This window comes from Methylosinus sp. DMC45, from assembly GCF_056313885.1.
Window position 1 is genome coordinate 142,913 of the sequence record NZ_JBQUZK010000038.1, and the last position, 12,524, is coordinate 155,436.

Here is a 12,524-nt window from a genome sequence, read left to right on the forward strand (position 1 = left end):
GCCGGCTATTCGCCGCCGCTCGGCGCCCAGGCGGCGGCGATGGCGCGCGCCAGCGGCGCGAGCGGCGGAGCGGCCTGCGGCTCGCGCCCATAGAGCGAAGCGTCCAGCGCGGCCAACGGCGCGCCTATGTCCTCGCGCGCGACGATCCTCGCCCAGGCTTTGCGGTCAGCCTCCGCCAATCGGCGCGCGGCATGGCGAAAGGCGACGGCGTCCGCGGCGCGAGCGGCGCGCTTCAGAGCGGCGAGCGCCGCCGGCCGCCGCGCGCCGATCCGCCCCCGCATGGCGACGATGAGACAGACGAGAGCGGCGGTGGCTGCGAAGCTCGCCAGCGCGGCGATGATCGGCTGCGGCGCCGCGAGGCCCGGACTCTCGCGCAGCCGCGCGGCCGCATGCTCGCGCGGCGCGTCGCCGAAAGCGATGCGCCGCTCGGGCGCGACGGCCTCGCGCATCCGCCGCGTCGCGACATCGAACCAAGCGATGCGGATCGCCGGCGCATAGGCCGAGACCGCCGACACGGGCCGCACATTCCAGCGATAGACCGCGTGAGCGACCGGCCCCTGATCGGTCACGATCGTCCGCCGCTCCACCGGCGCGGCGAAAGTGATGATTCCGGGCGCGCGGAAATTGGGCAGCGGCGGCAGGCGATCGGCGGTGACGCCCTCGGCCTCCACAGTGACGGTGCGCCGCGCCGTCTCGCCGAAGGGAATCTTGTCCGGCTCTATGTCCCAGGCGTCCGTGATGCGCAGGCTCCGCGCCGGCAGAAAGCTCTCGCCCGGCGGAACCAGCCCGTCGCGGGCGCGCGCCTCTATCTGGAGAGGCGCCGAGACGAATTCGGCCTCCACCCTGCCGCTCTCATCTATGCGATAGGCGATGCGGCGCTTGAAGGGCGGAATGGTGAGCCGCCCGGCCCGCAGCGGATAGATCATCAGCACGCGCTCGACCACCGGCGTCCAAAAGCCGTCGATCATCTCCTCGCTGGAGGAGTCGACGCCGAACTGCTGCCAGTCGAAATCGAGCAGCGAAGGCTGGATGATATGATCCAGCAGCACGCGGCCGCGTATGGCGGAACGGATCACCAGCCGCAGCGGCTCGCCGACATAGGGCGTCTCGGATGGCGCTTCGACGCGGAGCTCGACGCGGCCGAAGGGCGGCTCCTCCTGCGCCAGCGCCTGTGCGAGAGGTTGCAGCAAGAAGAACAGAAGAAGCGCGAGACGGCGCGACATCAATCATCCTCCTCCAGCGCGCCGCCGCCGGCGCGCAAGCGGCGCGCTTTTTCGGCGGCGATGCGCAGCTTCAGGAAACGGCCGGGATCGTCGTCGAGGCTCTGCAGCCAATCGGCGCTGGCGTGAATGGCGCGCGCCTCGAGACGCCGGCGCACACGGCGGTCGCGCTCATGCAGCAGAGCGGCGACGTCTATCCTCTGCCCGCCGGTGCGGCCCGCGCCTTCCGAGGCTCCGACCGCGCCGGTCGCGCCGGCGCCGCTCTCTTTCGTCTCCTCCTGGCCCTTGCCCTGCTTGGAGGCTTTGGCGCCGCCGCGATCGCCGGGCCGCGAGCTCGTCTCGCGCTCGCCCGCCGCGCCCTCCCCGCCGCCGCCTTTGTCATCGTCGAGGCTGCCGAGCGCGCGCTGCTGGCCGGTCGCCGGCGAATTGGCCTTGGCGTCGCCGCCGGCGCTCTCGCGCTCGAGCAGACCGAGCAGAAGAGATTTGTTAAAGGCGGCGTCCTCATCGTCGGGATCGGCGCGCAGCGCGCGATCATAGGCGGCGACCGCCTCCCGATAATGGCCGGCGAGCGCGAGCGCATTGCCGAGATCATAGAGGCTGTCGCTATCGCGCGCGAAGGCGGCGGCCGCCTCCTCCCATCGGCCGGCCGCATAGAAGGCGGCGCCTTTCCAGACGGGATCGGCGAAGACTTGCGCGGCAATGGACGGCAGGCCGAGCGCCAGCAATGCGCGGCCGCCGAGCTGCGGTCCGAGAGTCCATAATGCGCTCACGAGCGACAGGATGAGGAGAATAAGGGCGAGCCTGAAGGCTCGCGGTCCGAGGCGCGCGCTGGACCGCGAGCCTTCAGGCTCGCCTCTCATGCGATGGCGCGGAATCATGCGCCCCTCCGCAGCGCGAGCAGCAGCGGCGCCGCCGCGAGCAATAGGATAAAGCGCCCATAGTCGCGCCATTCCAGCGCGCGCAGCTCGCCTTCTGCAATATGCGCGACGCCGCGCGCTTCGATCGCGCGCGCGATCTCGGCGGGATCGGCCGCGTCGCCGGCGCGCCCACTCCCGGCGGCTGCGAGCGCGGCCATTGCGGCGCGGCGCGCGGGCTCGAGCGCATCGGCGCCGCCGCGCGCCGAGACGAAGAGACTATGCACATGACGTCCTTCGCGCGCGAGCGCGGCGGCGAGACGCTCCGCGCGTGGATCGAGCCCCTCGCCATCGGAGATAATGGCGATATCCGCCGCTGCGATCTCCGCCTCGCGCAGCAGGCGCCGGGCGAAAGCGAGCGCGCGATCCGGCTTGGTTCCGCCATCGGGCACGGTTCGCTCGTCTATGGCGAAGAGCAGAGATTCGAGCGATTTCGCATCATCCGTCAGCGGGCTCGCGAGATAGGCGTCGCCGGCGTAGAGCGCGAGGCCGATCTGCCGCGCGCCCGAGCGCTCGAGCAGAAATTGCGCCGCCGCGACCGCCTGCCCCAAACGCTCGGCGCGCGACACGTCGAGCAGGATCAAAGTGGCGTCGAGATTGCGGAACTGCTCGGCGCCGCGCATTTTCACCGCCGGCCCGCAGAGCGCGAGCGCGATGAGCGCGACGCTGAAAAAAAGCGGCGCGTCGCTGCGGGAGGCGCCGGCGCTCGCGCTTCGGCGCAGCATGATTGCGAGCAGCGCCGGATCGACGATGCGGCGCCAATCGCCGAGCGCGTCGCGGCGCCGCGTCATGGCGACGAGCAAGGCCAGCGCCGGCGGAGCCAGCAGCCACAGCGGACGCAGCAGAGCGAAATCGCCGATCTCGATCATCGTCTCTCTCTCGTCGCGAGCGCGAGCGCCATCGCCGCCAAGAAAGCGACCCCGCCCGGATAGATCCACAGCTCGCGATAGACGATCGTCGGCGGCGCCGGCGTCGGACCGGCGATGAGCCCCTCTATGGCGCGCGTCGCAGCGTCGAGCTCGGCGCCCGTGCGCGCGCGAAACGCCGCGCCGCCGCCGATCTCCGCAATGCGTTGCAGAGCGACGAAATCCACCGCATCGGTATCGTCGGGATTGGCGAGCGTGTCACTCACGCCGAGGCCGATGGTGAAAATTTTCACGCCCATGTCACGCGCCAGCTCGGCGACGGCGCCGGGCTCGCTGACGCCGGCGTTATTGGCGCCGTCGGAGAGCAGAATCACGAGACGCGAGGGCGCGGCGGAATCGGACAGACGCTTCAGCGCGAGGCCGAGCCCTTCGCCGATCGCGGTGGAGCGGCCGACGAGGCCGATCTCCATTTCCTCGAGCGTCGCGCTCACCGCGCGCAGATCGAAGCTCGGCGGAGCCGCGGCGAAAGCCGTCTCGGCGAAGACGACGAGACCGATGCGATCGCCGGCGCGACGGCGGATCAGCTCCGCGCCGAAATGTTTCAGCACGGCGAGTCGGCTGGCGGCTGCGCCGTCCAGCTCGAAATCCGTCTTCGTCATGCTGCCGGAGAGATCGAGCGCCAGCATGATGTCGCGCCCGGTCGCCGGCAGCGCCGCGACGGCGCCGGCGACGCGCGGCCCGGCGAGCGCCAGCACAAGTCCGATCCAGGCGAGCGTCGAGACGATGACGCGCCAGGAAAAACGCGGGCCGCCGGATGCCGCGCCGGCGCCGAGCCGATGACGAATGGTCTCCGGCAAGGGCAATCCGCCGCCCGCCGCGCGCCCGCGCAGCGCGCGCAGCAGCAGAGGCGCCGGCAAGAGCGCGAGCGCGAGAGGCGTCGCCAATTCGAAGCCGTTCATCGGTCGAGCCTCGACAGCAATTTTTGCAAAGCGCGATCGAGCGTCTCGCTCGGATCATCGACGCGCGGACGATAGAGCGCATCGCCGAAAGCGCGGCCTTCGCCTTCGCTGAACAGAGTCGTCGCGAAGATCGCGTCGAGCCGCCTCAGCCAGGAGTCGCCATGCGAATGCGCGACGCCGCCCTCGAGCGCGCCGACGAGATCACGCAACATTCTCGCCTGCGCGGCGAGCCGTTCCGCCGCCGGCAATGCGCGCGCCGACGCCAGCGCGGAAAGAGCGGCGCGTCGCAGAGGACGGCGGCGCGCGCGCCAGAACAGAATAGCGAGCGTCAGCAGAGCGCCGGCGCCGCAACCGATGAGCGCCATGAGCAGAATATCGGCCGCTCCGTCCGGCGGCGGCGCGCGCAGCGGCCGCAATTGCTGGAGCAGATCAGAAGGATCGGCCATCGAACCGCTCCATGTCCAAACGCTCGAGAAGAGGCGCGATCGTCTCCGCGTCGAGCCCGGCGTCGATCTCGAGCGCGCGCGCGCCGAGCCGGCGCAGGCGCGCCAGACGCTCATCGGGCGCCGTCCGCGCGCCATGCGCGATGCGCAGCACGCCGTCTTCCATGCGCGTGCGAAACGGATAGAGGCCCGGCGAAGGCGCCAGCTCGAGTCGATCGGCGACGAGCAGCACGCAGAGATCGCGCCGACGCGCGATGCGCGTCGCAATCGCGTCGAAAGCTTCGCCCGGAGAATCCAGCGCGCTGGCGAGCGTGAGCGCCGATGTTCCGCCGACGCTCTCCATTTCCTCCAGCGCCGTGGCGAGCGACGGCTCGGCGGCTTCCGCTCCTTCCGCGAGCGCTATGCGATGCGCCTCGGCGAGCGCGACGAGCAGAGGCGGAAAGCTGCGCGCCCCCACGGCGAAGCCGAAGCAGCGCGCGCCCATCGAGCCGATCGCCGCGAGGCCGACGCGGCCCTGCGAGTCGATGACGCGCCAAGCGGAGGCGACCGCGGCCTCCGCGGCGGCGACCGAGCGAAAGGCGCGGCGCGTGCCGAACAGCATGGGCGCGCGAAAATCGACGACAAAGAGCACAGAGCGCTCGCGCTCGTCGTGAAAGGTGCGCACATGCGGCGCGCCGGTGCGGGCGGTGACATTGCGATCGAGGCTGCGCATATCGTCGCCGTCCGACCATGGGCGAACGTCATAGGTCTCGGCGCCGCGTCCGCGTCGGCGCCGCGCCACGCCGCCGAGCGGCGCAGCGGCCGCGGCTCGGCGCGCGCCGCTTCGCGCCGACAGCAGCCGCAGACGCATCAAGGATTCGACATCGAGATCGACGCCGGGGACGAGCGCTTCCGACGCGCTCATGCAGCGGGAACCGCATCGAGATAGGCGCGAATGACGCCGCGCGGAGTCTCGCCCTCGGCGAGCGCGCGCCAGCCGAGAATGGTGCGATGGGAGAGAACGTCCACCGCGAGCGCGCTCACATCCTGCGGCGCGACATAATCGCGCCCGTCGAGAAAGGCGCGCGCCTTGGCGGCGGCGGCGAGCGCCAGCGTGCCGCGCGGCGAGGACGGATGTGCGATCTTCGCCGCCAGCTCCGGCGCGACGCTCGCATCGCGCGGCGCGGTGACGAGTCTCACGATATAATCCTTGATCGCGGCGGAGAGAAAGACCGATCGCGCCGCATGGCGCGCAGCGGCGATCTCCTCCGGCTGCAGCGCCGCGGGCGGCGCGACCGCGGCGCCCTGATCCTCGCGCTCGACGAGATCGAGAATGCGCCGCTCCGTCGCGGCGTCCGGCAGCGCCAGCTCGACATGCAGCATGAAGCGATCGAGCTGCGCCTCCGGCAGCGGAAACGTGCCTTCGTGCTCGATCGGATTCTGCGTCGCCACGGTCATGAATGGATCGGGCAGCGCATGAGTCGCGCCGGCGATGGTCGCCTGACGCTCGGCCATGGCCTCGAGCAGCGCCGATTGCACCTTGGGCGGCGCGCGATTGATCTCGTCGACGAGCAGCAGCGAATGAAAGATCGGCCCCGCCGAAAATTCGAAGACGCTCTTGTCCTGACGCCAGATCGACGTGCCGGTGATGTCCGCGGGCATGAGATCGGGCGTGCATTGAATGCGCGCGAAGGTGAGATTGGAGGCGCGGGCGAGCAGCTTGACGGCGCGCGTCTTGGCGAGGCCGGGCGCGCCCTCGAGCAGCACATGGCCGTCGGCCACGAGGCCGATCAGCAGCCGCTCGACCAGCGTATCGGCGCCGATGAGACGCTCTTGCAAAAACATCCTGATCTCGCCGAGCCGCGCGCCGAGATCGACGGCGCGGTCCGGGGAGAGAAAGCGAAGCGGTTCCATCGGGTTCATGCGAAGGGTCCCAAGCCGGCGATTGCGCGGCGGCTCCGAAGTTTCGCCTCTGCGCCGCGCGCTGTCGAGGGACAATCGTCTAAAAAAATCGGGCATTTTTCCCGTTTTTCCATGGAATTCCATCCATGCGACGGAGAGCCGGCCCCACTTTTGGGACGAAGGCGGGCGAATTCGGCCTATTGACGGCGCCACGCCACATTTATACCAATCGATCCGGCGCGGACGTCTCGGGCGCACGCTCGGCCTGGTGTTTTAAAGCATTAACCCTTTATCAACCTATGCGGACACAGCCGATGCGCGACGATCTCGAAAGACTCTGGCGCGCCTCGGCCGGCGCATTCGCACGGGAGGGACGCTGATGTCCCCCGGCGAGACCAGCGCAGCCTTTCTCGTGAATCACGATTCGCTGCGCGCCTCGCATGGGCTCGACGAGTCCACCTTCGCGGATGTCTGCTTCGTCGGCGAGACGCTCTCGGCGCGCGTGCCGGAGCTGATCGAGGATTTCTACGCCTGGCTCCGCGGCTTCTCCGATTTCGCGCGCTTCTTCGCCGATCCGCGCATGCTGCAGCGCGTGAAGGCGCAGCAGAACGAATATTGGACCGATTTTCTCGCCGCCAATGTCGACGACGCCTATGTGGAGCGCCGACGCATCATCGGGCGCACGCACGCGCGCATCGAGCTCGGCCTGCTCATCTATCTTCTGGCCATGGAATTCGTTTCCGCCTGGCTACGCCGCGCGATCGAGAACGACGAGCGTCTGCGCGCGCGGACGACCGCCGCTCTCTCCGTGCGCAAGCTGATCGCCTTCGACTCGGCCGTCGTCGTCGACACCTATGGCGCGCTCACCGCGCAAAATCTCGAGGATCATCGCGAGCGGCTGCATCACGTCGCCAGCGTCATGCGCGCGGTGACGGAGGGCGATCTCGAGCGCCATATCGATCTCGCCGGGCCCAGCGACATTCTCGGCCTGTCGCTCAATGATCTCGTCGACAGCCTGCGCGGCGTCGCCCGCGAGATGGAGGCGATCGCCGGCGGCGATTATTCCGCGCAGCCTTCGCCGCGCAGCGACAAGGATCAGCTCGGCAAATCCTTGCAGGCGATGACGCGCGCGCTGCGCGAGGCCGCCGAGCGCAACGACCGCCAAATGTGGCTCGCCGAGCAGGAGACCGCGCTCGCGCAGGCGATGAGCGGCAATCCGACGATGCGCGAGCTGGCGCAGCGCGTGCTCGCTCTGCTGTGCCGCGCCTTGAGCGCGCAGGTCGGCGCGCAATATGTGGCCGAGGACGGCGGCGCGACGCTGCGGCTCTCCGGCGCCTATGCCGGCGTCTCCGGCATGCGCGAGCAATGGCGGCTCGGCGAGGGGCTGGTGGGACAGGTCGCGCTCGACAAGCGCCGCATCATCGTGACCGACATTCCCGAGGACGGGCTCGCCATTCATTGGGGGCTCGGGCGGACGCCGCCGCGCCATCTGCTGATCTTTCCGCTGCTGCACGAAGGCGAGACGCGCGGCGTCATCGAGCTCGGCGCGTTGCAGCCCTTTTGCGAGCGGCGTCTCGCGATCCTCGACTTCGTCTCGAGCGGCGTGGGACAGGCGATCAGCTCCGCCGAGGCGCGCGGCCGCATAGAGCAATTGCTCGAGGAATCGCGCGCGCAAGGCGAGGAGCTCACCGCGCAGCAGGAGGAGCTGCGCCAAGTCAACGACACATTGGAAGAGCACACGCGGGCGCTGGAGCTGCAGAAGGAGAATCTGCTGGCGACAGAAACCGCCTTGCGGCAGAAGGCTGTGGAGCTGGAGCGCACGAGCCGCTACAAATCGGAATTTCTCGCCAATATGTCGCATGAGCTGCGCACGCCGCTCAACAGCTCGCTCATTCTCGCCAAGCTGCTCGTCGACAATCGCGACGGCAATCTCGCGCCCGAGCAGATCAAATATGCGCAGAGCATCTATTCGGCCGGCAATGATCTGCTGGCGCTCATCAACGATATTCTCGATCTCTCCAAGATAGAGGCCGGCAAGATCGAGCTCGACATGGCGCCGATGGCGATCTCATTGCTGCTCGCCGATCTCGAGCGCCGCTTCGAGCCGCTGGCGGCCGAGCGGCGGCTGCAATTCTCCATCGCCGTCGAGCCCGGCGCGCCCGATATGATCGAGACCGATCGCCAGCGCTTGCAGCAGATTCTCTCCAATCTTCTCGCCAACGCCGTGAAGTTCACCGAGCGAGGCGGCATGCGCCTCATCGTGCGGCGCGAGAGCGCGCAGCACATCGCCTTCATCGTCGAGGACACGGGCATCGGCATAGCGAAGGATCAGCAGGAGACGATTTTCCAGGTGTTTCGCCAGGCCAATGGCGGCATCAACCGCAAGTTCGGCGGCACCGGCCTCGGCCTCTCCATCTCGCGCGAGTTCGCCGAGCTGCTCGGCGGCGCGCTCAGCGTGAGCAGCACGCCGGGCCAGGGCAGCGCATTCGCCCTGCTGCTGCCGCTGCGCGCCGATGGCGTGGCGGCGACCGCCCTGCGACGCGAGGAGCCGCCCCCGGCGGCGCCTGCTGCTCCGACGCCCGCGCCGATTTTGGACGATCGGCACGAGATCGCGGAATCGCGTCGCGTGACGCTGATCGTGGAGGATGACCCCGCCTTTGCGGAGATATTGCGCGATCTCGCGCGCGAGCTCGGCTTCAAATGCATTGTCGCGGGCTCGGCCGGCGACGCGCTGACGCTGGCGCGCCGCTTCCGTCCGCAAGCCGTGCTGCTCGACATCGGCCTGCCGGACCAGTCCGGCCTCACCGTGCTCGAGCTGCTGAAGCGCGATCCGGCGATCCGCCATGCGCCGATTCATGTGGTCTCGGTGCATGATTATCAGAAAGTGGCGCGCGAGATGGGCGCCGCCGGATACATATTGAAGCCGGCCAAGCGCGAGCAGCTCGTCTCCGCCTTCCGCCTGCTGGAGGAGCAGCTCGATCGCGACAAGAAGTCGATCCTGATCGTCGAGGACGAGGGCGTGCAGCGCATGGCGCTCATCGAGCTCTTGTCCTCCGTCGACGTCGAGATCGTCGCGGTCGCGACGGCGGAGGAGGCCTCGCGCGAGATCGACGCGCGTCCGTTCGATTGCGTGGTGCTCGACCTCATGCTGCCCGGCGTCAGCGGCTTCGAGCTTTTGGAGCGCATGAGCCGCGACGAGACGCGCGTCGCGCCGCCGGTGATCGTCTACACCGCGCGCTCGCTCAGCATGGACGAGGAGCAGAAGCTTCGGCGCCTGTCGAAATCCATCATCATCAAAGGCGCGCGCTCGCCGGAGCGGCTGATAGAGGAGACGACGCTCTTCCTGCATCAGGCGGAATCGAAGCTGTCGCCCGAGCAGCAGCATATGCTCGAGATCGCGCGCAGCCGCGACAGCGTTCTCGACGGCCGCCGCCTGCTGCTGGTCGAGGACGATGTGCGCAATATATTTTCGCTGACGGCCGTGCTCGAGCGTGAAGGCATGACGGTGCAGATCGCTCGCAATGGCCGGGAGGCGCTGGAGCGCGTCGATCGCGATCCGACGATCGATCTCGTGCTGATGGATCTGATGATGCCGGAGATGGACGGGCTCGCCGCCATGCGCGCGATCCGCGAGCGCGAGGACAAGGCCGCTCTGCCGATCATCGCGCTGACCGCCAAGGCCATGCCCGACGATCGCGCGCAATGCCTCGCGGCCGGCGCCAATGATTACATCTCCAAGCCGATCGACGTCGAGAAGCTCCTTTCATTGATCCGCGTATGGATGCCGAAATGATCCTTCTCGACTCCGATGAGAAAGCCGCGGTCGAGCTGGACCTCCTGCTGGAGGCCATATACCGGCTCTATCAGCATGATTTTCGCGGCTATGCGCGCTCCTCCCTGCGCCGCAGCGTCGCCCGCGCGCAGATTGCGCTGCGATGCGCGACGATCACCGATCTTCTGGACCGCATCGTCCATGACGAAGACGCATTCACAGAAGCGCTGCGCCATCTCACCATACAGGTGAGCGATCTCTTCCGCGATCCCGCCTATTTCCGCGGGCTGCGCGAGACGGTCGCGCCGCATCTCGCGACCTATCCTTCGCTGCGCTTCTGGGTGGCGGGCTGTGGAACCGGCGAGGAGGCCTATTCCCTCGCCATTCTGCTGCATGAGGAAGGGCTGCTCGAGCGCTCGCTCGTCTATGCGACCGACATAGACAGGGAGAGCATGGCCGTTGCGCAAGCGGGCGGCTATGAGCTCTTTCGCATGGGCGGCTTCGCTGAAAATTACCACGGCTCCGGCGGGCGCGCGGCGCTCTCCGACTATTTCGTCGCGCGCGGCGCCTATGCGACCGTCGCGCCCTTTTTGAAGCGGCGCATTCTGTTCTGCGACCACAGCCTCGCGACCGACGCGGCCTTCGCCGAAATGCACCTCATCTCGTGCAGGAATGTGCTCATTTATTTCGACCGAGCGCTGCAGGATCGCGCGATCGGCCTGTTTCGCGAGTCGCTCTGCGCGCGCGGCTTCATCGGGCTCGGGCCGAACGAATCCCTCGCCTTCTCGCGTCATGCGTCTTCTCTCGAGATCCTTTCGGCTGACGAGCATATCTATCGGGTGAAATGATGAGAGCGATCGAAAACTCCTCGAACCCGTCCGGGCGTCGGCGGTCGTCGACGGCCGATTTCGACTCGGGCCGCACGTCCAAGCTCCCGGTCGTTCTCATCGTCGATGATTTCGCGGAGAATCTGATCGCGATGGAGGCGCTGCTGCGCTGCGACTCGTTCGATATCGTCACCGCGCAATCGGGCCGCGCCGCGCTCGATATTCTGCTCGATCGCAGCATCGCGCTCGCCATCATCGATGTGAACATGCCGGAAATGGACGGATTCGAGCTGGCGACGCTGATGCGCGGCGTGGAGAAGACGCGCTATGTGCCGATCGTCTTCGTCACCGCCCATTCGCCCGACGTCTCGCGCATGTTCAAAGGATATGAGGTCGGCGCCGTCGACTATCTGTTCAAGCCGATCGACGAGCAGGTGCTGCGCAGCAAGGTCGATGTCTTCGTGACTCTGGAGCGGCAGCGCCAGCAGCTGCTGCAGGTGGAGCGCACGCGCGAGATGTTCGTCGGCATTCTCGGGCATGATCTGCGCAATCCGCTGCAGAGCATCCTCACCTCCGCCGAGCGCTCGCTGAGCAATGCGCAGGACGATGATCTGCGCAAGGCGCTGCAGCTCATTCGCCAGAGCGGCGACCGCATGGCGCGAATGATCGACCAGATTCTCGATCTCACGCGCATCAGAATGGGCGGCGGCCTCGCCATCCGCCCCGCCGCGGCGAATTTCCGCCGCGTCGTCGAGCAGATCGCCGATGAGTTCAGCGGACGCGGGCGCGCGCTGCGTCTCGCTTTCGACGGCGACATGGACGGCGCCTGGGACATCGACCGCATTCTGCAGCTGCTGTCCAATCTCGTCGGCAACGCCGTCGAGCACAGCCCGCCGGGCGTGGCCGTGACGCTGCGGATCGATGGCGGCGCGACGGAATTCATCGTGATCCACGTCTGCAATGGCGGGCGCGGCGTGCCGAGGGCGCTGCGCGACGCGCTGTTCGAGCCCTTCGCCAGCAGCGACCGCATGCGGGGGCTCGGCCTCGGCCTGTTCATCTGCCGGCAGATCGTGCTGGCGCATGGCGGCGCCATCGAATTCGAATCGGATGATTCGCGCGGCACATGCTTTCACATTCGGCTGCCGCGCCGCTGCGCGGCCGAGACGCCGCGCGGCGTCGATGCGCGATGGCCGGAGGCGCCGCGCTGCGAGGACTCGCACTTCGGCGCCGGCGCGCGGCCTTCGCGCAAAGGCGTCATTCTGGTCGTGGACGATGATCCCGATGTGCGCGACTCGCTGGAGCTGCTGCTGACGACAGAGGGTCATGACGTGCTGGCCGCCGCCGACGGCGACGCCGCGACCAAGATCGTCGTCGGCGACCGCGCCCGGCCCGACATGGTGATCATCGATTATCATCTGCCCAATGGCGTGGTGGGGCCGCTCGTCGTGCGACGGCTGCGCGAGCTGCTCAATCGCGACCTTCCCGCGCTCGTGCTCAGCGGCGCCGCCGCTGACGAGGACGGCGTCCGCATTCCGCTGCAGAACAGCGAGCAGCTCGGCAAGCCGGCCGACATAGAGCGGCTGCTGGAAACGATACAGAGAATTCTCGCCGACAGCGCCGCGCCCTGAGCCGAGCGCGCGCC

General features: G+C 68.3%; 10 protein-coding genes. 3 read left to right on the plus strand and 7 right to left on the minus strand.

All coding sequences use genetic code 11. The annotated features are described in order from the left end of the window. Positions 1-5: 5 nt before the first annotated feature. The 7 genes from ACT53T_RS11405 to ACT53T_RS11435 are packed head-to-tail and all read right to left on the minus strand — an operon-like array spanning position 6 to position 6,295. A complete protein-coding gene (locus tag ACT53T_RS11405; protein WP_476161282.1) occupies positions 6-1,223 on the minus strand; it encodes a BatD family protein in 1,218 nt (405 codons plus the stop codon). After that, entirely contained in the window at positions 1,223-2,098 is an 876-nt protein-coding gene (locus ACT53T_RS11410) for a tetratricopeptide repeat protein (RefSeq protein WP_476161283.1), read from the minus strand. Before ACT53T_RS11410 ends, ACT53T_RS11405 begins: the two co-directional genes overlap by 1 nt. Beyond that, the gene (locus ACT53T_RS11415) at positions 2,095-3,003 is read right to left on the minus strand and encodes a VWA domain-containing protein (protein ID WP_476161284.1); all 909 of its coding nucleotides are present in this window, start codon (positions 3,001-3,003) and stop codon (positions 2,095-2,097) included. The genes ACT53T_RS11410 and ACT53T_RS11415 overlap by 4 nt, the downstream gene beginning before the upstream one ends. Further along, positions 3,000-3,959, minus strand: a complete 960-nt coding sequence (locus tag ACT53T_RS11420) for a VWA domain-containing protein (RefSeq protein ID WP_476161285.1) — start codon at positions 3,957-3,959, stop codon at positions 3,000-3,002. The genes ACT53T_RS11415 and ACT53T_RS11420 overlap by 4 nt, the downstream gene beginning before the upstream one ends. After that, positions 3,956-4,405 (minus strand): DUF4381 family protein, encoded by a 450-nt coding sequence (locus ACT53T_RS11425; protein WP_476161286.1) that lies wholly within the window; start codon positions 4,403-4,405, stop codon positions 3,956-3,958. The genes ACT53T_RS11420 and ACT53T_RS11425 overlap by 4 nt, the downstream gene beginning before the upstream one ends. Beyond that, positions 4,389-5,306 (minus strand): DUF58 domain-containing protein, encoded by a 918-nt coding sequence (locus ACT53T_RS11430; protein WP_476161287.1) that lies wholly within the window; start codon positions 5,304-5,306, stop codon positions 4,389-4,391. The genes ACT53T_RS11425 and ACT53T_RS11430 overlap by 17 nt, the downstream gene beginning before the upstream one ends. Then, positions 5,303-6,295 (minus strand): AAA family ATPase, encoded by a 993-nt coding sequence (locus ACT53T_RS11435; protein WP_476161348.1) that lies wholly within the window; start codon positions 6,293-6,295, stop codon positions 5,303-5,305. The genes ACT53T_RS11430 and ACT53T_RS11435 overlap by 4 nt, the downstream gene beginning before the upstream one ends. A 367-nt stretch (positions 6,296-6,662) precedes the next feature. Between ACT53T_RS11435 and ACT53T_RS11440 the strand changes: the two genes are divergently transcribed. Genes ACT53T_RS11440 through ACT53T_RS11450 form a run of 3 tightly spaced genes read left to right on the plus strand, consistent with a single transcriptional unit; the run spans position 6,663 to position 12,510 of the window. Then, positions 6,663-10,076: a response regulator gene (locus tag ACT53T_RS11440; protein ID WP_476161288.1), complete on the plus strand. Its 3,414-nt coding sequence runs from the start codon at positions 6,663-6,665 to the stop codon at positions 10,074-10,076. Beyond that, positions 10,073-10,903 carry a CheR family methyltransferase gene (locus tag ACT53T_RS11445; protein ID WP_476161289.1) on the plus strand — a complete coding sequence of 277 codons (831 nt, stop codon included), beginning with the start codon at positions 10,073-10,075 and terminating at the stop codon, positions 10,901-10,903. The genes ACT53T_RS11440 and ACT53T_RS11445 overlap by 4 nt, the downstream gene beginning before the upstream one ends. Beyond that, positions 10,900-12,510, plus strand: a complete 1,611-nt coding sequence (locus ACT53T_RS11450; protein WP_476161290.1) for a hybrid sensor histidine kinase/response regulator — start codon at positions 10,900-10,902, stop codon at positions 12,508-12,510. Before ACT53T_RS11445 ends, ACT53T_RS11450 begins: the two co-directional genes overlap by 4 nt. Positions 12,511-12,524: the final 14 nt, after the last annotated feature.